The 21168-nt window shown below is 64.5% G+C and carries 23 protein-coding genes; 4 read left to right on the forward strand and 19 right to left on the reverse strand.

Annotated features, from left to right (window positions below):
* Positions 1-23 precede the first annotated feature (23 nt).
* Positions 24-524, reverse strand: coding sequence for an urease accessory protein UreE (gene ureE / locus LO50_RS05525; RefSeq protein ID WP_038656553.1), 501 nt, complete (start codon positions 522-524; stop codon positions 24-26).
* A 163-nt stretch (positions 525-687) separates the two neighbouring features.
* Positions 688-1173, reverse strand: a complete 486-nt coding sequence (locus LO50_RS05530; RefSeq protein ID WP_041015919.1) for a GNAT family N-acetyltransferase — start codon at positions 1171-1173, stop codon at positions 688-690.
* A gap of 274 nt (positions 1174-1447) precedes the next feature.
* Here LO50_RS05530 and LO50_RS05535 point away from each other — a divergent pair, with 274 nt between their 5' ends.
* Together LO50_RS05535 and LO50_RS05540 are read left to right on the forward strand one after the other, a co-directional pair.
* Entirely contained in the window at positions 1448-2320 is an 873-nt protein-coding gene (locus LO50_RS05535; RefSeq protein WP_044314365.1) for a DMT family transporter, read from the forward strand.
* A gap of 100 nt (positions 2321-2420) precedes the next feature.
* The gene (locus LO50_RS05540) at positions 2421-3284 is read left to right on the forward strand and encodes an isocitrate lyase/PEP mutase family protein (RefSeq protein WP_003301755.1); all 864 of its coding nucleotides are present in this window, start codon (positions 2421-2423) and stop codon (positions 3282-3284) included.
* A 6-nt stretch (positions 3285-3290) separates the two neighbouring features.
* Here LO50_RS05540 and LO50_RS05545 read toward each other — a convergent pair whose 3' ends face one another.
* Positions 3291-4016: a TorF family putative porin gene (locus LO50_RS05545; protein ID WP_044314366.1), complete on the reverse strand. Its 726-nt coding sequence runs from the start codon at positions 4014-4016 to the stop codon at positions 3291-3293.
* Between the two features lie 202 nt (positions 4017-4218).
* Between LO50_RS05545 and LO50_RS05550 the strand changes: the two genes are divergently transcribed.
* On the forward strand, positions 4219-4485 hold the full coding sequence (locus LO50_RS05550; RefSeq protein WP_044314378.1) for a DksA/TraR family C4-type zinc finger protein: 267 nt from the start codon (positions 4219-4221) through the stop codon (positions 4483-4485).
* Here the strand turns inward: LO50_RS05550 and LO50_RS05555 are convergent, their stop codons facing one another.
* From LO50_RS05555 to urtA, 13 genes are all read right to left on the reverse strand, one after another.
* Positions 4486-5667 carry a GAF domain-containing sensor histidine kinase gene (locus LO50_RS05555; RefSeq protein ID WP_044314367.1) on the reverse strand — a complete coding sequence of 394 codons (1182 nt, stop codon included), beginning with the start codon at positions 5665-5667 and terminating at the stop codon, positions 4486-4488. It abuts the gene before it with no gap.
* 68 nt (positions 5668-5735) lie between these two features.
* Positions 5736-7208, reverse strand: a complete 1473-nt coding sequence (locus LO50_RS05560) for an NCS1 family nucleobase:cation symporter-1 (RefSeq protein ID WP_044314368.1) — start codon at positions 7206-7208, stop codon at positions 5736-5738.
* A gap of 328 nt (positions 7209-7536) precedes the next feature.
* Positions 7537-8265, reverse strand: coding sequence for a PPE repeat-containing protein (locus tag LO50_RS05565; protein WP_041015922.1), 729 nt, complete (start codon positions 8263-8265; stop codon positions 7537-7539).
* A 360-nt stretch (positions 8266-8625) separates the two neighbouring features.
* Positions 8626-10326, reverse strand: a complete 1701-nt coding sequence (gene ureC / locus LO50_RS05570; RefSeq protein ID WP_044314369.1) for an urease subunit alpha — start codon at positions 10324-10326, stop codon at positions 8626-8628.
* Between the two features lie 149 nt (positions 10327-10475).
* On the reverse strand, positions 10476-10781 hold the full coding sequence (locus LO50_RS05575; protein ID WP_044314370.1) for an urease subunit beta: 306 nt from the start codon (positions 10779-10781) through the stop codon (positions 10476-10478).
* Positions 10778-11332, reverse strand: a complete 555-nt coding sequence (locus LO50_RS05580; RefSeq protein WP_014818997.1) for a GNAT family N-acetyltransferase — start codon at positions 11330-11332, stop codon at positions 10778-10780. The genes LO50_RS05575 and LO50_RS05580 overlap by 4 nt, the downstream gene beginning before the upstream one ends.
* 11 nt (positions 11333-11343) lie before the next feature.
* Positions 11344-11646 (reverse strand): urease subunit gamma, encoded by a 303-nt coding sequence (gene ureA, locus LO50_RS05585; protein ID WP_014818998.1) that lies wholly within the window; start codon positions 11644-11646, stop codon positions 11344-11346.
* Between the two features lie 137 nt (positions 11647-11783).
* Positions 11784-12617 (reverse strand): urease accessory protein UreD, encoded by an 834-nt coding sequence (locus tag LO50_RS05590; protein ID WP_044314371.1) that lies wholly within the window; start codon positions 12615-12617, stop codon positions 11784-11786.
* A 218-nt stretch (positions 12618-12835) separates the two neighbouring features.
* Positions 12836-13534, reverse strand: a complete 699-nt coding sequence (gene urtE / locus LO50_RS05595; RefSeq protein ID WP_044314372.1) for an urea ABC transporter ATP-binding subunit UrtE — start codon at positions 13532-13534, stop codon at positions 12836-12838.
* A gap of 167 nt (positions 13535-13701) precedes the next feature.
* Positions 13702-14553, reverse strand: a complete 852-nt coding sequence (gene urtD, locus LO50_RS05600) for an urea ABC transporter ATP-binding protein UrtD (protein ID WP_044314373.1) — start codon at positions 14551-14553, stop codon at positions 13702-13704.
* On the reverse strand, positions 14550-15629 hold the full coding sequence (gene urtC, locus LO50_RS05605) for an urea ABC transporter permease subunit UrtC (RefSeq protein WP_044314374.1): 1080 nt from the start codon (positions 15627-15629) through the stop codon (positions 14550-14552). The genes urtD and urtC overlap by 4 nt, the downstream gene beginning before the upstream one ends.
* On the reverse strand, positions 15626-17197 hold the full coding sequence (gene urtB, locus LO50_RS05610) for an urea ABC transporter permease subunit UrtB (RefSeq protein WP_044314375.1): 1572 nt from the start codon (positions 17195-17197) through the stop codon (positions 15626-15628). Before urtB ends, urtC begins: the two co-directional genes overlap by 4 nt.
* 154 nt (positions 17198-17351) lie before the next feature.
* Positions 17352-18620, reverse strand: coding sequence for an urea ABC transporter substrate-binding protein (gene urtA / locus LO50_RS05615; RefSeq protein ID WP_044314376.1), 1269 nt, complete (start codon positions 18618-18620; stop codon positions 17352-17354).
* 290 nt (positions 18621-18910) lie between these two features.
* Here urtA and LO50_RS05620 point away from each other — a divergent pair, with 290 nt between their 5' ends.
* Entirely contained in the window at positions 18911-19549 is a 639-nt protein-coding gene (locus LO50_RS05620) for a pseudouridine synthase (protein ID WP_044314377.1), read from the forward strand.
* A gap of 21 nt (positions 19550-19570) precedes the next feature.
* Here the strand turns inward: LO50_RS05620 and LO50_RS05625 are convergent, their stop codons facing one another.
* The 3 genes from LO50_RS05625 to LO50_RS05635 all read right to left on the reverse strand — a co-directional run bounded on the left by LO50_RS05625 (position 19571) and on the right by LO50_RS05635 (position 21001).
* Complete coding sequence (locus LO50_RS05625; protein WP_003298283.1) at positions 19571-19789, reverse strand: DUF2788 domain-containing protein; 219 nt, start codon at positions 19787-19789, stop codon at positions 19571-19573.
* Between the two features lie 175 nt (positions 19790-19964).
* Positions 19965-20357: a globin gene (locus LO50_RS05630; protein ID WP_038656587.1), complete on the reverse strand. Its 393-nt coding sequence runs from the start codon at positions 20355-20357 to the stop codon at positions 19965-19967.
* Between the two features lie 164 nt (positions 20358-20521).
* The gene (locus LO50_RS05635; RefSeq protein WP_038656589.1) at positions 20522-21001 is read right to left on the reverse strand and encodes an Lrp/AsnC family transcriptional regulator; all 480 of its coding nucleotides are present in this window, start codon (positions 20999-21001) and stop codon (positions 20522-20524) included.
* Between the last annotated feature and the right edge of the window lie 167 nt (positions 21002-21168).

The raw sequence follows: 21168 nt of genomic DNA on the forward strand, positions 1-21168 counted from the left end.
CGAGCCGGGAGCGGCCGTCGCGTTCACGTCCGTACGCCGAACTGGTGCAGGCGCGGCGCGTAGCTGAACTCTGCCTCACCCGCGTGGGAATGGTGATGACCTCCGCCGTAGGCGCCATGCTCCGGCTGGAAGGGGGCTTCGATGTGTTCGACGCCGGCGCCCAGCTGCAACAGCATGTCCTTGAGCACGTAGTCGTCGAGCAGCCGCAGCCAGCCATCGCCGACCTGCAGGGCGACATGGCGGTTGCCCAGGTGATACGCCGCGCGGGTCAGTTCGAAAGCGCTGGCGCAGGTGACGTGCAGCAGTTGCTCGGGCCGAGCACGCACGCGCACGACACGGCCATCACCGGCGAGCAGGCATTCGCCATCGTGCAGCGGCGGCTGGCCGCGTTCGAGAAACAGGCCGACGTCTTCGCCGCTGGTACTGAAGCAGCGCAGGCGACTCTTGCTGCGCGCGTCGTAGGTCAGTTCAAGTTCGGCCTGCCACTCGGGGCGGGCGTCGATGCGTTGGCGAATCACCAGCATGTGCAGAGTTCCGGTCGGATCGTTTCCGGAACAAGAGCAAGTGGCTTGCCAACCGAGCCCATGTATCGCGATCCCGGAGGCTGCCGGACCAGAGTGCCTGATAATGGGGCTTTGAGAGCACCGTCATGGTGCGCCTGTCGGGGTCGGGTCAGGTGCGTGCGCCTTATTGGTGCAGGTCGCGCACCATGTACACGGCAGGGATCTGATAGCTGGCCAGGTTGCCGGCCTGCGGCGGGTCGAGTTCGTCGTGGGCTTCGTAGCCCAGACGCGACCAGAATCCCGTGGAATCCTGTACCGACACCAGCGCCGAATAACGCAGCTGTGCGGCGCCGGCCTGTTGCAGGTTATGCCGCACCAGTGCCGGGCCGATGCCGCGGCCGGCGGCCCGTCCGGCCACGGCCAGGTCATGCAGGTAAAGGCAATCGGCTTCGCCGTCGGTGCAGAACTCCCCGTCCAGCGGCGTCACTTTACCCAGCCGCGAGTGGTAGGCGAACAGATAGGCGCACACACCCTCGTCATCCTCGGCCACCCACGCCAACTGCGGAAATGTCGCCAGACGTGAGCGGATCACCGCCTCGTCTTCCAGAACCTCGGCGGCATAGGACTCTTCCTGGATCGCCAGGACGGCAGGGATATCGCGCTCCTGCATCGCTCTCAACTGGTACATCACGACTACACTCGAACGCCGCGAAACGCCGCGCGGCTCGGCAAAAAGCCGGCGATCATACGCGAAATGCCGGCGCTCCGCTTGCCGCCGGGCGGCGCATCCGCAGCTCCGCTGCCAGCACAGCCGGACAGCCGGACAGCCGGACAGCCGCGGCCGTGTCCAGGCTCAGGTGAAAGGTTTCAGCTGATTGGTGCAGCGGTGCGACAAGATGACAGGCATAATGGTTAGCCTGCTAACAAGTGGCTTGAGGCCTGCGTTGAACGATCACCACCACCCGCTCTACGGCGTTCTGCTGATATTGCTGTCGGGGCTGTTGCTGGCCAGCCATGACGGGCTGGCCAAACACCTCTCGGAAATCTACCCGGTGTTTCTGGTCATTTGGGCTCGTTATGTCGCGCAGACGGTGCTGATGACCGCGCTGTTCGTGCCGCGCATGGGCCAGCGTGTGTTTCGCACTCTGCGGCCGTGGCCACAATTGCTGCGTGGGCTAAGCCTGGTCAGCGTCAGCCTGCTGTTCATCAACGGCCTGCATTTCATCCCGCTGGCCGAAGCCACCGCGGTGATCTTTCTGACCCCGGTGCTGGTAACCATTGCCTCGGCGCTGTTGGGCGAGCGGGTCAGTCGCAGCCAGTGGCTGGCCGTGGCCTTTGGTCTGCTCGGGGTGGTGATCATCGTGCGCCCCGGTTCGGCGCTGTTCACCCCGGCGGTGCTGTTGCCCTTCGGCGCGGCGTTGTCGTTCACCGTGTATCAGCTGGTGACCCGGCGCCTGGCCGGCACCGATCACCCGGTGACCAGCAACTACCTGACCAGCCTGGTCGGTTGCGTGACCCTGAGCGTGCTGGTGGTCTTCAACTGGCGCACGCCAACGCTGCACGACGCGCTGCTGATGGGCGCGCTCGGTGGCATGGCGATGCTCGGGCACCTGCTGCTGACCAATGCCTTCCGCTTCGCCAGCGCGGCGACGCTGGCGCCGTTCACCTACGGGCAGATCGTGTTTGCCGGGGCGGTCGGCTATGTCGCCTTCGATCACGCGCCGGATGCCGGGGCGCTGATCGGCATGGCGGTGATCATCGCCAGCGGCCTGTGCATGGCCTATGTGCAGCGCCGCCAGGGGCCGGCCGAGGGATAAACAGCGAAAATGTGCCATTCGGCCGACCAGGCAGCTTCTCAACAACACTGAAATGAAAAGACAGGGCGAATCGACCCTTGCGTGCACCCATGGAGCCTATATGCCGCGACTCTCTCATCACGACCTGCGCCGCAACTTTCGCGAGCTGCTGAACGCCGACCGCTGCTTCCACACCGCCTCGGTGTTCGACCCGATGTCCGCGCGCATCGCCGCCGACCTCGGTTTCGAAGTGGGCATCCTCGGCGGCTCGGTGGCCTCGCTGCAGGTCCTCGCCGCGCCGGACTTCAACCTCATCACTTTGAGCGAGTTCGTCGAGCAGGCCACGCGTATCTGCCGTGTCGCCCAGTTGCCGGTGCTGGCCGACGCCGATCATGGCTACGGCAATGCGCTGAACGTGATGCGCACCGTCTCCGAACTGGAGCGCGCCGGGATTTCCGCGCTGACCATCGAGGACACCCTGCTGCCGCCCAAATTCGGTCGCCGCTCCACCGACCTCATCGGCATGTTCGAGGCGGTTGGCAAGATCCGTGCGGCGCTGGAGGCGCGAGTCGACCCGGAAATGGCCATCATCGGCCGGACGAATGCCGGGGTGATCGGCTTCGAGGAAGTCATCGCCCGCGCCCAGGCCTACGAGAAGGCCGGCGCCGATGCCATCTGTCTGGTCGGCATCGAGGACTTCGACCATCTGGAAAGCATCGCCAGCCAGCTCAGCAAGCCGCTGATGCTGGTCACCTACGGCAACCCCAACCTGCGCGACAACGCTCGGCTGGCGGCGCTCGGCGTGCGCATCGTGGTCAACGGCCACGCGGCCTACTTCGCGGCGATCAAGGCCACCTACGACTGCCTGCGCGAGCAACGCCAGGTCGATGCGCTGGACCTGAACGCTTCGCAGCTGTCGGTAAAATACTCCACGGCCGATGAATACGTCGTCTGGGCCGAGGAATACATGCAGGTCAAGGAATAGCCGCGCTCAGAACAGCTGCCGCTCGGCGCGGAAGGTCAGCAGGCCGTCGCAGCGCGGGTTCTGTCCCGAGTAGGCGCTGCACGCCTGGCCGCTCAGGCTGGAGTCGCTGTAGGACAGGTTCAGCTGCAGGCCCAGCCAGGGCCGCGAGAGGTCCAGCGACCAGTCGCTGAACAGGTCCACGCTGTCGCCACCGCCGAGATAATGCGGTGCGGCCAGCGCGTGGCTTGAGTACTTCACGCGGACGCCGACGGCGAAAGGCGTCACCGTGCCCAGGTCCAGATAAAGCGTGCTGTCGGTACGCCCGGCGGCGCTGTTCAGCGCCGCGCCGAGGCGCCGGTCGCCCAGCGTCAGGCCACCGTAGTATTCGTGACGATCCCATTCGGGCAGTTCCGGAAAGCTGTAGCGCATCAGGCCGATCTCGTAGCCGAGTTGGTCATGATCGTTCTGCTGCGCATAGCCGAGATAGGAATTCACCTCGAGTTGCCTTCCGTCGACCAATCCGACGCTGGGGGACCACTGCCCGACATACAGCCCGCTGGCATGGGTGAGATCGAGTCCGCCATGGAATGCATTGCCGGTGCTCGGTTGCACCAGCCCCTGAGCCATGCTGCGGGCGGGCTCGGTGCTCAGCTTGAGGTCGAAGGTGCCCAGTTCGCGCTCAAGCACCTGTGGTTCGCTGGCGCAGCCCGCTGCCAGGAGCAGGCTGGTTATGATCGGTAAGATGCGCTTCATGCTGGCTGCCCTGCCGGTTCGCAAATGCCCGAGGCGCTGAGCCGTCGGCGTGAACCGGGGCAGGATAGGCGACTGTGCCGCTCGGGCAGCGCCATCCGTCGATTGCCCGGCGTCATTCGATGGGCGGTATCGCCTGGGGTGAGCATCCGCCCGCGCAATGACTCCAAAGCAGAACAGCATCGAGCCGATGCGGGAGGTGAGCATGGCTACAGGTTGGGCAGGTGACGGTGCCGTCCAGGAGCAGATCGACAGTACCGTCGAAGACGCAGTGCAGCGCGTCCGCAGCAAGCTCGCCCGCGGCGAGAGCCTCAAGCATTGCGAGGAGTGCGGCGCGGCCATTCCCGAAGCGCGGCGCAAGGCAGTGCCCGGCGTCAGGCTGTGCATCAAGTGCCAGGCCGAGCAGGACAAGGAAGACGCCAGGTTCAGCGGCTACAACCGCCGTGGCAGCAAGGACAGCCAGCTGCGTTGATCAGGCGCGCCGCAGCGGCATGCGGAAGGTAAAGGTGGTACCGGCTTCGGCGCTGGAGGTTACCCGCATGCCGCCGCCATGGGCTTTGGCCACCTGATCGACGATGAACAGCCCGAGCCCAAGCCCGTTGCGCGAGGTGTCGTCTTCTTGGGAATAGGCATGGAACAGTTGTTCTAGCCGTTCAGCTGGGATCGGCGTGCCGCGGTTGTGTACCAATAGCTGGAAATGCCCGTCGACTATTTCGGCTTTCACGATCACCGGGCCGGTACTGGCGCCATGGTGCAGCGCGTTGGTGATCAGGTTGGCCAGCAGTTGGGCGATCCGGTCCGGGTCGCACTCGAACACCGGCAGCTCCGGCAGTTGGTCAAGCAACACCCGGCGTGGATAGGCGGTACGCAGCTCGTTGACCACCTGCGATAGAACAAGATGCAAGTTGGCCGAGGCCGTCCAGTTCAGCGGTATGCCATTGCCCAGCTGGCCGCGGGCGAAATCCAGCAGATCATCGACCATTCTTGAGGCGCGTTGACTGGAGGTGCGCACATGCTCGGCGAGTCGTTGCGTATCGGGTTCCGTAGAGCGCCGGACTAACAGATCGCTGGCCGCCTGGATCGAGGCCAGTGGGGTGCGCAGATCATGGCCGAGCAGGGCGATGAACTGTTCGCGCTGGTGGCCGGTGATGCGCTCATCGGCCAGCGCCGCACGCGTGGCCTGCTGTTGCTCCTCGGCTTCGATCTGCAGCGTCAGCAGCCGCGCAAATGACTCGAACATCGCCCGCGTCGCCGGGCTGGACAGGTCGCGCGGTAGCGGGTCGAGCGCACAGAGCGTGCCGAAGAAACTGCCGTCGGCGCGCAGCACCGGCACCGAGATATAGCTTTCGAAGCCGTACATCTGCGGTGTGTGATGCTTGCAGTAGTCGGGGTCCGCGCTCACCTGGCTGATGATGATCGGCTGCTGCGAAGCGTGGATTTCGCTGCACAGCGTGGTGGTCACGTCGAGTTCACCGCCAACCTTCAGACCGAACTCGATGCGGTCGAGCACGGCGCAGGCCGTCCAGGAATTTTCGGTAACCCGAGCGACCGCAGCGAAGCGCAATCCGGTTGTTTCGCTGACGACTTGCAGAATGGCCGGGACGGCGCTGATGCGTTGGACGGTGAGCAGGTCGTCGAGGATGGATCGCACCATCTGCAGGCCCTGAGCGACGTAAAAAGGCCGGCCACTTTAACATGGCCGACCTCTGCAGCAGGCGCCGGTCAGCCGAGCGGAGCGGGTTGCACCGCCCGAGCGAGCAACGACTGGTTACGCATCAGTCCGAAGTGCAGCACGCCGCCGAACAGCGCGCCGAGCAGCCACGCGAAGCCGGACAGGCTCTCCAGGCCCGGCACCCACACCGAGGCCACGGAGAACACAGCGCTGACGCCGAAGGCGATCATCGCCTTGCGGTTCCAGCCGGCATTGAAGTGGTAGATCCCGCTGCGCTCGGTGGAGAACAGCTGCTGCAGGTCCAGGTGCTGGCGGCGAACCAGGTAATAGTCGGCGACGATGATGCCGTACAGCGGCGCCAGCACCGCGCCCAGCGTGTCGACGAAGGCGGCGATACCCACCTCGCTGATGAAGGCCACCCACAGCGCGCCGATGAAGAAGGCGATGGCCGCGGTAATGAAACCGCCGGTACGCGCGCTGATTTTGGCTGGCGCCAGGTTGGCGATGTCGTAGGCCGGCGGGATGAAGTTGGCGACCAGGTTGATGCCGACCGTGGCGGCAAAGAAGGTGATGGCGGCCACCACTGTCAGGGTCACGTTGTCGATGCGCGCGACGATGTCGGTCGGGTTGGTCAGCGTTTCGCCGAACACCACCACGGTCCCGGCGGTGATCACCAGCGCGATCAGCGAGAAGATCGCCAGGCTCACCGGCAGACCGAGGAAGTTGCCGATGCGCATCTGCCGTTCGCTCTTCACGAAACGGGCGAAGTCACCGTAGTTGATCACCACGGCGGCGAAGTAGGCGACCATGGTGCCGACCACCGCGGCGAACGCGGCGATCGGTCCGCCGGCGTGCTCTCCGCTGCCGCTGAAGATGTCGCCGAGGGCGCCGAGCAGGCTCGGGCCGGCCTGATACCAGATGGCGATCATCAGTACGATCATCACCAGGTAGACCAGCGGGCCGGCCCAGTTGAGAAAGCGCGTTACCCAGTCGACGCCACGGACGAACAGCGCCACCTGGAACACGCAGACGATCACGTAGGCGGCCCAGTCGATGGCCGTCAGGCCGAGCAGCGTGGCGGCCTGTGGCTCGCTGCCGAGCAGTGTCCGCAGCAGCAGGGCCACCGCGGTCGAGGCGAAATAGGTCTGCACGCCGTACCAGAAGATCGCGACGATGCCGCGTACCATCGCCGGGAAATTCGCGCCGCGTACCCCCATGCTCGCCCGCGCCATCACCGGGAACGGAATACCGTACTTCACGCTGGGCTTGCCGGTGAGCTGCACCAGGCCCATGACGATGAAACCGGCCAGCACGATGCCCGCCAGGACCGCCCAGCCATTGAGGCCGTAACTGATGAACAGCGTGGCTGCGAGAGTGTAGCCGAACAGGCTCTGGATGTCGTTGGACCACACATTGAAGATCTCGAACCAGCCCCATTTGCGCTCAGCCGGGGCAAGTGGCGCGAGATCGGCGTTGTACAGGCTGGGATCGATCTGCTTGATCTGGAAATCGTCATGGTTCATGGGAGGGCGCTCTGAGCAAGACTGTGGATTTTTTGTATGCAGTTCTTGTTCCGCGTAAGGCAGAGCTCGCGAATTGATCAGCTGTGGCGCAGCGCGCTGTGTCACCAATCCCTGGATTCTAGGCGCTCTCAGACAGTTAACCTGGGATTTTTGTATACAGAAAGGGTGGCGATTTTAGGCGGGTCGAGTGCAAAGCCCTGTCTGCGGATGCGCCGCTCGAGAGCCTGAGGTGCGTGCAGTGCACCAGCAGGGTGCTTTCCGATGGCACATAAAAAAGCCAGGCCTGCGTGGGGCCTGGCTTTCCGACCGAACCGGCCGATGGACGCGATTACTGCTGGGTAACGATCGCGGTGTTGTTGCTGCCGGTCTGGCTGACGCTGGCGTAGTCGGCGAAGCCTGCCTGGGTCACTGTCGCGAAGTTGTCGGCGCCGGTCTGCAGCAGCACGGCCTGGCTGGAATCGCCGAACTGATCGACCAGCGCGAGGTTGCCGTCGCCCTGCTGCTCCAGGTCGACGGAGTTGCCGATTCCGGCCTGATCGATATCGGCCACGTTCATGTTGCCGGTCTGGATGAGATCGACGATGCCTTCCTGGCCGCTCTGGGAGATCAGCGCTTCATTGCCCTCCCCGAACTGATCGGCAATGGTGCTGTTGTACGCGCCGTCCTGGATCAGCACCACATCGTTGCTCACGCCGTCCTGGGTCACGTCGGCGCTGTTGGCAAAGCCGGCCTGCTCGACGATCGTGCTGTTGTCCCGGTCGTACTGACTGATGAACACCTCGCCCTCGACGCCGGTTTGAATGACATCGGCCTGGTGCAAGGCACCCTGCTGAGTCACCTCGGAAAAGTTGTCCTGGCCGAGCTGGGTGGTCGTGGCGCTGTTCTGCTGCGAAGCGCCGGTCTGATAAATGTACGAAGCCTGGCCGACGCCTTCCTGGTAGACATCGGCGATCTGGTCAACACCGTTTTGTTCGATAACCGCTTCACTGCTGGCCGCAATAGCCTGGGTGGCAGAGACGGCGAGTACAGCAGCGAAAAGCGCGTTGGTTTTGAACATCGATTGTTTCTCCGTAGGATTCAGTCAATCGCGCCGCTGGTTTTTCAGCTGACGCGGTTACCCGAAATCGCCCGCTTTCCCCTCGAACGCGACACCGGCAATGCCTCCCGCCAGCCACGGTAGCCGGTGGTCGCTGCGCATCCATGCATCCCTGGGTAGAGCGTTGCGCTTGGGTTGTCAGACGGTAATTCCATGCCAGACTTTCCCAATCCATCGAACGGTTGATTCACTCGCGAACCGACGAAGTGCAGCGCGAGCATCGACCTTGTGGCGATGGTCAAAACGCGCGCTGGGTGGAAGGCAATTGGCCCTCCGTCCCGGCGCGCTGCCGATCAGAACAGGTCGATCAGAACCGGTCGATCAGAACAAAAAGTAGCGCTGCGCCATCGGCAGCACCTCGGCCGGTTCGCACCAGAGCAGCTGGCCGTCGGCACGCACCTGATAGTTCTGCGGGTCGACCTGGATGTCCGGCGTGTAGTCGTTGTGGATCAAGTCCTTCTTCTGCACCTGGCGGCAGCCCTTCACCACGCCGATCTTCTTCTTCAGTTCCAGCTTTTCGGGTACGCCAGCGTCGAACGCGGCCTGGCTGATGAAGGTGAAGCTCGATGCATGCAGCGAGCCGCCGTAACTGGCGAACATCGGCCGGTAGTGCACCGGTTGCGGTGTCGGGATCGAGGCGTTGGCGTCGCCCATCAGGCTGGCGGCAATGGCGCCTCCCTTGAGGATCAGCGTCGGCTTCACGCCGAAGAAGGCCGGGCGCCAGAGCACCAGGTCGGCCCACTTGCCCACTTCGACCGAGCCCACCTCATGGCTGACGCCGTGGGTGATCGCCGGGTTGATGGTGTACTTGGCGATGTAGCGCTTGGCGCGGAAGTTGTCGTTGCCGGCGCCATCACCGGGCAGGGCGCCGCGCTGCTTCTTCATCTTGTCGGCAGTCTGCCAGGTGCGGGTGATCACCTCGCCGACGCGGCCCATGGCCTGACTGTCGGAGCTGATCATCGAGAAGGCACCGAGGTCATGCAGGATGTCTTCGGCCGCAATCGTCTCGCGGCGAATCCGACTCTCGGCGAAGGCCACGTCCTCGGCGATGCTCGGATCGAGGTGGTGGCAGACCATGAGCATGTCCAGGTGCTCGTCGATGGTGTTGCGGGTGAACGGCCGCGTCGGGTTGGTCGAGCTGGGGAGCACGTTGGGGAAGCCGCAGGCCTTGATGATGTCCGGCGCGTGGCCGCCACCGGCGCCCTCGGTGTGGTAGGTGTGGATGGTGCGGCCCTTGAATGCGCCGAGGGTCGTCTCGACGAAGCCGGATTCGTTGAGCGTGTCGGTATGGATCGCCACCTGCACGTCGTACTGATCCGCCACGTTAAGGCAGTTGTCGATGGCGGCGGGCGTGGTGCCCCAGTCTTCGTGCAGCTTGAGGCCGATGGCGCCGGCCTTGACTTGCTCAATCAGCGGCTCGGGCAGCGAGGCGTTGCCCTTGCCGGTGAATCCGATGTTCATCGGGAAGGCGTCGGCGGCCTTGAGCATCATCGCCATGTGCCAGGGGCCGGGCGTGACCGTGGTGGCGTTGGTGCCGGTGGCCGGCCCGGTGCCGCCGCCAATCATGGTGGTGACGCCGCTCATCAAGGCCTCTTCGATCTGCTGCGGGCAGATGAAGTGGATGTGCGAGTCGATGCCGCCGGCGGTGAGGATCATCCCCTCGCCGGCAATCACTTCCGTCGCGGCGCCGATGGCGATGGTCACGTCCGGCTGGATGTCCGGATTGCCGGCCTTGCCGATGGCGGCGATGCGGCCATCCTTGAGGCCCACGTCGGCCTTGACGATGCCCCAGTGGTCGAGGATCAGCGCGTTGGTGATCAGGGTGTCGACCACATCCGCGGCACACAGCTGGCCCTGGCCCATGCCGTCACGGATCACCTTGCCGCCGCCGAACTTCACTTCCTCGCCATAAGTGGTGAAGTCCTTTTCGACCTCGATCCACAGCTCGGTATCGGCCAGGCGCACCTTGTCGCCAACGGTGGGGCCGAACATATCGGCGTAGGCTTGTCTGCTGATCTTCATCGGGGCTCCTTGGTCGGTCCCTGTATTGGCTCTGCCCTCACCCCAACCCTCTCCCGGAGGGAGAGGGGGCTGATCGGCGTTGGTCCATTCCGTCGCGGTGGCTGCTTTTCTCCCTCTCTCCTTGGGAGAGGGCTGGGGTGGAGGGGCTTTTAAAGCGCGCCCATCACTCGCCCGGCGAAACCGAACACCCGGCGATCGCCGGCCAGCTCGACCAGTTCCACCTCGCGGCTCTGCCCCGGTTCGAAGCGCACGGCGGTGCCGGCCGGGATATTCAGGCGCATGCCGCGGGCGGCGGCGCGGTTGAAGGTCAGCGCATCGTTGGTTTCGAAGAAGTGGTAGTGCGAGCCGACCTGGATCGGCCGGTCACCGCTATTGGCCACAGAGAGGGTCAGGGTGCGGCGGCCGGCGTTGAGCTCGATGTCGCCGTCCTGGATCTGGTATTCGCCGGGAATCATGGTTGGGACGTCCTGTTCAGGGTCAGTTGCATCATGGTCAGGTCCAGCCAGCGGCCGAACTTGCAGCCGACCTGGCGCATCTGGCCGACGTGGATGAAGCCGAGCTGCTGGTGCATATGCACCGAGGCGCGGTTCTCGCTTTCGATGAAGGCGACCATCACGTGCTTCTCGAGCATCCGGGCGCGCTCGATCAGCGCCTTCATCAGGCTGCGGCCGATGCCGCTGCCGCGGTGGTCGGGGCTCACGTACACCGAGTTCTCCACGGTGTGGCGAAAGCCGTCATGCGGGCGCCAGGGGCCGAACGAGGCATAGCCGGCCACCTGGCCCCCCTCGTCGATGGCCACCAGCACCGGGTAACCCTGATCGTGGCGCTCGGCCAGCCAGGCGCGGCGGTTGTCGAGGTCGACGATCCGGTCGTTCCAGATTGCCGTGCTGTTCTCTACCGCGTCGTTGTAGATCCGCAGGATGCCTGCGAGGTCGGTGTCCAGGGCGTCGCGTATCTGCACGTTGAGTTCCTTCAAAAGCGGTTCAAGGTCGTTCGCAGTAGACATTGACCCGCGTTTCAGGGAATAGGTTGATGCACGGTGACCAGCTTGGTGCCATCCGGGAAGGTGGCCTCGACCTGGATCTCCGGGATCATCTCCGGCACGCCCTCCATCACCTGCTCGCGGCTGAGCAGGGTGGTGCCGAAGTGCATCAACTCGGCGACCGTTCGGCCGTCGCGCGCACCTTCGAGCAGTGCCGCGGAAATGTAGGCCATGGCTTCCGGGTAGTTGAGCTGCAACCCGCGCGCCAGACGGCGTTCGGCCACCAGGCCGGCGGTAAAGATCAGCAGCTTGTCCTTCTCTCTTGGTGACAGATCCATAACAGCTCCAGTCGTAGGGTGGACGTCGCTTTTCGCATCCACCGGCTCGTGGTCGAGACCACGCAGCGTCATTCAGGCAGCGTGCACACAGGCGCGCTGGGTAGGGTGGGTAACGGCGCAGCCTTACCCACCGTTGTTCATGTACTCCATATCCTCGGTAGCACTGCCTCGCGGCCCAGCAGTTCAGGGCGCAACAGCCGCCATAGGTCGATCAGCCAGGCGCGCGCATGCAGCGCTTCGTCGGCGAGGCAGCGCGCGACCACCAGGCCGGGCAGCTGGGTCAGGTCGCCACGCACGCGGCTGGGCAATTCACGGCAGCGCTCCATCAGCTCGGCATCGATTTCGCCGCTGACGATCAGGGTCGCAAACACCGAGTGCCCGTCCAGGCCGATCAGTGAATCCAGCAGGCCGTCGCCGCCGGCGATGCGCTGGCGTTCGTGCCAGATGAGCTGGCCATCACGGCGGATATCCAGGCGCGCCTGGAAATGCCCGGCGTCGAAGCGCTCGCCTGCGGCCGGCCGGCCGAGCGCCACCATGTCCCAGTAGAACAGCCGCGCGTCGCCTTCCAGCTCGATGGCCGTGCTCAGCTCGGCCTGCGCCGCGGAGTAGACGATGGTCTCCTGCGGTAGCCATTCCAGCGTGGCGCCGGCTTCGACGCGCAGGCGCAAGTCCTGGAACGCCGGGCCGACTGCGCGATACCACTTGGCCGCACCGGGGCTGGTCAGCTGCGCCCAGGCACCGGCGGCAACCGAGGCGCTGATATCCAGCCGATCCCCACCGGCAATGCCACCCGGCGGGTGCACGATGATGTGCTGACAGACCTCAGGTCCCTCTGGGTAGAGATGCTTCTGCACTCGCAGCGGCCCACTGTGGCGGCGCAGCACCGGCCGCGTGGCGCCGGCGCACAGCGCATAACCGAGCTCGAGCTCGGCATGCCAGTGGGGGGTGAACAGCGGTGCAGGGGCGTTCATGGGCGCAGGCTTTTCGATCTGTCGGTCAGGAAAGCAGAGCAATCGCCATGCCTGTTGTGCGCTGCCCTGGTGCGTCGTCCTGTGACGCGGCCTGATAGCACGGCGCTGCAGCGCTTTCCGCCGCGAGTTGGCGTCCTGATCAGGCGTCTCTGCTGATGCTCCTGTGCTTCGGGCTGGTGCGTTGAGCTTTTGATGCGCCGTTTTGGTGCGTTGTTCGATCAGATCGCGACCAGCCCGCGTACGCCTTCGGCTTCCATCGTTTCGCCGCGCCCCTGCTGGATGATATCGCCGCGGCTCATGACCAGGTACTGATCGGCCAGCTCGGCGGCGAAGTCATAGAATTGTTCTACTAGGAGGATCGCCATGTCGCCGCGGGCGGCGAGCTTCTTGATCACGACGCCGATTTCCTTGATCACCGAGGGCTGGATGCCTTCGGTGGGTTCGTCGAGGATCAACAGGCGCGGCTTGCTCGCCAGCGCGCGGCCGATGGCTAGCTGCTGTTGCTGACCGCCGGAGAGGTCGCCGCCGCGGCGGTGCTTCATTTCCTTCAAAACCGGGAACAGCTCGTAGATGAACTCGGGTACTTCCTTGGCTTCCCTGGCGCTGAAGCGGGACAGGCCCATCAGCAGGTTTTCCTCGACCGTCAGCCGACCGAAGATCTCGCGCCCCTGCGGCACGTAGGCGATGCCGGCGTGCACGCGCTGGTGCGGCTTGAAGCCGGTGATCGGCTTGCCCTCCCAGCTCACCGCGCCTTCCTTGGCCGGGATCAGGCCCATCAGGCACTTGAGCAGGGTGGTTTTGCCGACGCCGTTGCGTCCGAGCAGGCAGGTGACTTCGCCGACCTTCGCCTCGAACGAGAGGCCGCGCAGGATATGGCTGCCGCCGTAGTACTGGTGTAGTTGCTGGACTTGCAGCATGTGCGACTCCTTCACTTGGTGGATAAGCCTCTGGCGTTATCCACCCTACGATTAGGTTTTGCGTTGATGCGGGCATGGGCGTTCGGCGTGCGTAGGGTGGATGACGCTTTACCCATCCACCGTGCAGGTCTTCGGTGAATGGCGCCAGTCATCTCCCTGTGAGCGGCTTACCGCCCCAGATACACCTCGATCACCCGTTCATCCGCCTGCACCTGTTGCAGCGAACCCTCAGCCAGTACCTGGCCCTGGTGCAGCACGGTGACGTGGTCGGCGATGGTCTCGACGAAGCCCATGTCGTGCTCGACCACCATCAGCGAATGCTTGCGCGCCAGGGACTTGAACAGCTCGGCAGTGAATTCCGTTTCGGCGTCGGTCATGCCGGCCACCGGCTCGTCGAGCAGCAAGAGTTGCGGCGATTGCATCAAGAGCATGCCGATCTCGAGGAACTGCTTCTGCCCGTGGGACAGCAGCCCGGCTGGGCGATGGCGTGACGGGCCGAGGCGGATGGTTTCGAGCACTTCGTCGATTCGGTCCTTCTGCTCGCCGGAAAGCCTGGCCCTGAGGCTGGCCCACACCGACTTGTCGGTCTTCTGCGCCAGCTCCAGGTTCTCGAACACCGAGAGCGCCTCGAACACAGTGGGCTTCTGGAACTTGCGGCCGATGCCGGCCTGGGCGATGTCCACCTCGCTCATGCGGGTCAGGTCCAGGGTTTCGCCGAAATACGCGCTGCCGCTGGTGGGGCGCGTCTTGCCGGTGATGACATCCATCATGGTGGTCTTGCCGGCGCCGTTGGGGCCGATGATGCAGCGCAGTTCGCCGACGCCGATGTACAGGCTGAGGTCTGTCAGCGCCTTGAAGCCATCGAAGCTGACGTTGATGTCTTCCAGGCTGAGGATGGTGCCATGGCGTACATCCAGACCCTTCTCGGCTACCCGGCCGAGGCCGATGGCATCGCGGGTCAGGCCGCCGCCGGTGGGGTCGAAACCGTCGATGACGGCGCTGCAGGGTACGGTTTTCATTCTTCGCCCCTCCGCTTGATAAGGCCGATGACGCCCTTGGGCAGGTACAGGGTGACGACGATGAACAGCGCGCCGAGGGCGAACAGCCAATACTCGGGAAAGGCCACGGTGAACCAGCTCTTCATACCATTGACGATACCGGCGCCAAGCAACGGGCCGATGAGCGTGCCGCGTCCGCCGAGGGTGACCCAGACGGCGGCTTCGATGGATTGCGTTGGCGCCATCTCGCTGGGGTTGATGATGCCGACTTGCGGCACATAGAGCGCGCCGGCCAGACCGCAGAGCACGGCTGACAGCGTCCAGATGAACAGCTTGTAACCGCGCGGATCGTAGCCGCAAAACATCAGCCGGTTCTCGGCATCACGCAGCGCTGTGAGCACCCGGCCGAACTTGCTACGTGCCAGCCGCCACCCAAGGAGCAGGCTGCCAACCAGCAGGGCGACGGTGGCCAGGAACAGCGTGGCGCGGGTGGCAGGGGCCGAGATCGAGAAGCCGAGAATGGTCTTGAAATCGGTGAAGCCGTTGTTGCCGCCGAAGCCGGTCTCGTTGCGGAAGAACAGGAGCATGCCGGCGAAGGTCAGCGCCTGGGTCATGATCGAGAAGTACACGCCCTTGATCCGCGAGCGGAAGGCGAAGAAGCCGAAGACGAAGGCCAGCACGCCGGGCACCAGCACCACCAGGCACATGGCCCAGAGAAAGCTCGAGGTGCCGTACCAGTACCAGGGCAGCTCGTTCCAGGCGAGAAAGCTCATGAACGCTGGCAGGCCGTCACCGGCGCTCTGGCGCATCAGGTACATGCCCATGGCGTAACCGCCGAGGGCGAAGAACAGGCCGTGGCCGAGGGACAGCAGCCCCGCGTAACCCCAGACCAGATCCAGCGCCAGGGCGACGATGGCGTAGCAGAGGATCTTGCCCACCAGCGTCAGGGTGTAGGCCGAAACGTGCAGGGCATGCTCGGCCGGCAGCAGGTGCAGCAGCGGCATGGCCAGCAGGATGACGAGCACGATGCCGAGGGCGACGGCGGTGAGTTTCGGCCCGGCTTTCTGTGCGGCGGTGAGGGTAAGTGGCTGGTTCAATCGATGACCCTCCCCTTGAGAGCGAATAGTCCCTGCGGACGCTTCTGGATGAAGAGGATGATCAGCGCGAGGATGAGGATCTTGCCCAGCACGGCGCCGATCTGCGGTTCGAGGATCTTGTTGGCGATGCCGAGGCCGAAGGCGGCGAAGATGCTGCCGGCCAACTGGCCGACGCCGCCGAGCACCACCACCAGGAAGGAGTCGATGATGTAGCTCTGGCCGAGGTCCGGGCCGACGTTACCGATCTGGCTCAGGGCCACGCCGCCGAGTCCGGCGATGCCGGAACCCAGTCCGAAGGCCATCATGTCGATGCGCCCGGTGGGCACCCCGCAGCAGGCGGCCATGTTGCGGTTCTGCGTCACTGCGCGCACGTTCAGGCCCAGGCGCGTCTTGTTCAGCAAGAGCCAGGTCAGCAGCACCACGAACAGCGCGAAGCCGATGATCACCATGCGGTTGTAGGGCAGCACGAGGTTAGGCAGCACCTGCAACCCGCCGGAGAGCCAGCCGGGGTTGGCGACTTCCACGTTCTGCGCGCCGAACAGCACGCGCACCAACTGGATCAGGATCAGGCTGATGCCCCAGGTCGCCAGCAGTGTTTCCAGCGGGCGACCGTAGAGGTGGCGGATCACCGTGCGCTCCAGTGCCATGCCGATCACCGCGGTGACAAAGAAAGCCACCGGCAGCGCCACCAGCGGGTAGAAGGGGAGGGCGTCAGGGGCGAGCCGCGCCATCAGCACCTGCACCATGTAGGTGGTGTAGGCCCCGAGCATCAGCATCTCGCCGTGGGCCATGTTGATCACCCCGAGCAGACCGAAGGTGATCGCCAGGCCGAGGGCGGCGAGCAGCAGGATCGAGCCGAGTGACAGGCCGCTGAAGGCCTGGCCGAGCAGTTCCCCGATCAGCAGCTTGCGCTTGACCTGGGCCAGGCTGGTTTCTGCGGCTTTGCGTACGGCTGCGTCGGTTTCCGCTTCATCGGCGAGCAGGTTTTCCAGCCTTACCCGCGCCAGCGGAGCACCGGTTTCGCCAAGCAGACGCACGGCGGCGAGGCGCACGGCCGGGTCGCTCGCGGTCAGCTGCAGGTTGGCTAACGCCAGGGTCAGCGCCTCGCTGACGGCAGCGTCTTCCTCTACGTTCAGGCGCTGCTGGAGCAGCTCGAGCTGTTCCGGCTTGCCGCTGCGCTGCAGGCGCTTGGCCGCAGCGAGGCGCTGCGTCGGGTCTTCGGCGTACAGCTGGTGGCTCGCCAGGGCGGTGTTGAGCAGACCACGCAGGCGGTTATTCAGGCGCAGCTTCTTCGGCGTGCCGACCGGCTCGGCGTCACCTTCCAGGGCACGGTAGACACCGTTTTCCTCGATAAAGGGCGTCTTGTTCTGGTCGATGGCCACGCGGCTGGCGCGTAGGGCCTCGATCAGCGGCAGCCGCTCAGGTGCGGGCGCGGCTGCCCAGCTTTCCAGCAGCTTGGCTTGCTTGGCCGGGCTGGCCTTGGCGTAGTCGGCCGCGTCTCCGGCGTGGGCTGCGCAGGGCAGGGCCAGCAGGAGCAACAGGAGAATGCGGTACAGGGCAGTGTTCATGTGAGTTTTCCCTAGCGGGCGCTCTCTTGGTGGAGCGTTTAGGCGGATGTTTCGTAGTGTCGGTCCGGTGGGTTTCTTGTCGTAGGGTGGGCTGTGTGATATCTGCTGGTGGGCTGAAGCGGAATGCCGCCCGGCCCACCCTGCGGACCTACCCTTAATTCGACTTCACCGCGTGATCCGGCTTCTTGTCGTTACCCGGGATGTAGGGACTCCATGGCTGCGCGCGGACCGGGCTTTCGGTTTCCCAGACCACCGAGAACTGTCCGTCGTCCTGGACTTCGCCGATCATCACTGGCTTGTGCAGGTGGTGGTTCTTTTCGTCCATGGTCAGGGTGTAGCCACTCGGCGCCTTGAAGGTCTGACCGGCCAGCGCGTCGCGAACCTTGCCGACGTCGGTGGTGCCGGCTTTCTCGACCGCCTGCGCCCACATGTGCAGGCCCACGTAGGTGGCTTCCATCGGGTCGTTGGTCACCGCCTTGTCGGCGCCCGGCAGGTTCTTGGCCTTGGCATAGGCTTTCCACTTGCTGACGAAGGCTTCGTTGACCGGGTTTTCCACGGACTGGAAGTAGTTCCAGGCGGCCAGGTGACCGACCAGTGGCTTGGTATCGATGCCGCGCAGCTCTTCTTCACCGACAGAGAAGGCGACGACCGGAACGTCGGTTGCTTCCAGGCCCTGGTTCGCCAGTTCCTTGTAGAAGGGGACGTTGGAGTCGCCGTTGATGGTCGAGACCACTGCGGTCTTGCCGCCGGCGGAGAACTTCTTGATGTTGGCAACGATGGTCTGGTAATCGCTGTGGCCGAACGGCGTGTAGACCTCTTCGATGCTGGATTCCGGCACGCCCTTGCTGATCAGGAAGGCGCGCAGGATCTTGTTCGTGGTGCGCGGGTAGACGTAGTCGGTGCCGAGCAGGAAGAAGCGCTCGGCGCCGCCGCCGTCTTCGCTCATCAGGTACTCGACCGCCGGGATGGCCTGCTGGTTTGGCGCCGCGCCGGTGTAGAAGACGTTCGGCGACAGCTCTTCGCCCTCGTACTGCACCGGGTAGAACAGCAGGCCGTCGAGTTCTTCATAGACTGGCAGTACCGACTTGCGCGACACCGAGGTCCAGCAACCGAAGGTCACCGCCACCTTGTCCTGAGTCAGCAGCTGGCGCCCTTTCTCGGCGAACAGCGGCCAGTTGGAGGCTGGGTCGACCACCACCGGCTCGAGCTGCTTGCCGAGCACGCCGCCCTTGGCGTTGATCTCATCGATGGTCATCAGCGCCATGTCCTTGAGCGAGGTCTCGGAGATGGCCATGGTGCCGGACAGCGAATGCAGGATACCGACCTTGATGGTCTCGGCGGCCTGCAGGGTGAACGGGAACAGGCCGCTGAGCATCAGGGCGCTGGCGGCGAGGGTGGTCTTGATCAGAGGACGGCGTTTCATTGTGGGGCTCCTTGGCTGTCCGTGCGCAACTGTGGGCTGAAAACATCGGAACGCCAGGAGTAATGGCAGCATCCGTGCCAAATGGCGCAAAGCCTTCTGCGACGCAGCTTTGCGTCGATCTGGGGTTGATCGGGCTGCTTTCGCGGTGAGCCATGCTGGTGCACGCGAAGGGCGGTGGTGCACCGCGGGAGGCCGCTTTGCCCGATTTCAGTGCCGCGCCGAGTGGCTGCGCCACTTGCAGCTGCCGGGTGTCACTTCTAGCATGGCCGGCCGTATCGAGACCCGTCGCCATGCCCCGTCCACCGCGTCCTCCATCCTCGCGTCCGCCTGCACGAACCGCGCGCCCATCCGCGCCGCGGCGCGTGGCCAAGGCACCGCCGGCCGAGCCACGCCTGTTGTTGCTGAACAAGCCGTTCGACGTGCTGACGCAATTCAACGACGCCGATGGCCGCGCGACGCTGAAGGATTACGTGCAGGTGCCGGGCGTCTATCCGGCCGGCCGGCTGGATCGCGACAGCGAGGGGCTGTTGCTGTTGACCAACGATGGCCGTTTGCAGGCGCGCATCGCCGACCCCAAGCACAAGTTGCCGAAGACCTACTGGGTACAGGTGGAAGGCGAGGTCAGCGCCGAGCAGCTGCAGCGCCTGCGTGATGGCGTCGAACTCAATGACGGCATGACCCTGCCCGCCGAAGCGCGGCAGCTGGAAGAGCCTGAGCTATGGCCGCGCAACCCGCCGGTGCGTTTTCGCAAGAGCGTGCCGACCAGTTGGCTGGAATTGGTGATCCGCGAAGGACGTAATCGCCAGGTCAGGCGTATGACAGCCGCGGTTGGGCTGCCGACGTTGCGCCTGGTACGCGTGCGCATCGGGCCGTGGGCGCTGGACGGCCTGCAGCCGGGCGAGTGGCGGGAGGTGCCGGCGCAGCTGTAGCGCGCCGGCCGGTGCATCAACTCAGTGCGGGATGCCCTGAGTGACTTCGATGACGTAACCGATGACCGGCTTGGCGAGAAAGGCGAACAGACACAGGCCTAAACCGAGAAACAGGATGGCGGTGCCGAGGCGGCCGGCCTTCGACTTCTTGGCCAGGTCCCAGATGATGAACGCCATGAAGGCCATCAGCCCACCGACGAGCACGATCATCATCCACTTTTCGAAAACTTCGGGCTCCACAGGGATCTCCTGACTGACTTCGACGAATGCGCCCGTGGCAGGCCGGGCGCGAAAGCGGCGCAGTATACGCCGCCAGCGAGTGGCGCGTGTGCCACCGCTGGTTGGACGGTCGTGCTCGGAAAGCGTTCGAATCGAGTAGGCCGGGCGTAGGTGCGGCGAAATGTCTCGCCTGCGCTCAGTAGCCGGCCTTGATCACGTCGATGCCCTTGTTCAGCACCGTGCGCCAGGCCTGCAGGTCTTGTTGTTCCAGATCCCCGTCGTGCTGGCCGATGGTTTTCAGCAGCGCGGCGATCCACAGGTCATAGAGTTCCGGGTGGATATTCAGCTGCTCGCGTGAATGACTCTTGCCCAGCGCGCGGAGCTTGGTATCCGGCATGCCGCGAGCAAACAGCACCAGGTTGAGGATGCCGGCGCGCAGCAGCTGTTTCTGCGCGGTCATGTCGGTGCGCACGAATTTCTCGCGCACCGCCGGCGAGCTGGCGAGGAAGGCGGTATAGAAATCATCGAAGAAGTCGGGGCTGGCGCAGCAGCGGCCGTAACTCTGCATGACGCGATTGGTGTCTTTCATGGGCATTCCCTTGCACGAGGGCATTTTGCAGCGAGGCCCGCCGGTGAGCAGGCGATGGGCGGTCCGCCCCGGCCGGGATCATCCGTATGCGAGGCGGTGCAGAAGGGGGCGGATTATAGGCAGTAACCCTGCGAAATGTGCGGGTGCAAGCTGTGAACGAAGTCTCAGCTGCGCAAATGCTCCAGCGGCAGCTCGGTGCTCGACGCCACCTGGCGCAACACGAAGCTGGAACGCACGCTGGAGACGCCTTCGATGCGCGTCAGGGTGCCGAGCAGAAACTGCTGGTAGTGCTCCATGTCGGGCACCACGACCTTCAGCTGATAGTCGGCATCCATGCCGGTGACCAGGCTGCATTCGAGCACCTCCGGGCATTTGCCGATCACGCTTTCGAAGTGCTCGAAGCGCTCCGGCGTGTGCCGGTCCATGCCGATCAGGACGTACGCGGTCAGGGTCAGGCCGAGCTTCTTGCGGTCGAGCAGGGCGACCTGACGGGCAATGTAACCATCGTCTTCCAATTGTTTGACCCGGCGGGAACAGGGCGAGGGCGACAGGCCGATACGTTCGGCCAGTTCCTGGTTGGAGATGCGGGCATCGTGCTGCAATTCGGCGAGTATGCGCAGGTCGTAGCGGTCGAGTTTGCTCATCTTCAGGCTCTTGAGGGTTTTTGTTGCGCTGAATGATGGGTTAATGGCTTTAGGTTGCGCAAGTAATGGTTATTTCAACAATCTTCGCAATCCTGTGCCAGGAGTGGCGGCGTAAGCTTTATCTCAACTTCAGCCCCCGGCAGAAACGGACACGGCGCAGCATCCCC

The sequence above is a fragment of the Stutzerimonas stutzeri genome (genome assembly GCF_000935215.1).
Classification (GTDB): Bacteria; Pseudomonadota; Gammaproteobacteria; order Pseudomonadales; family Pseudomonadaceae; genus Stutzerimonas.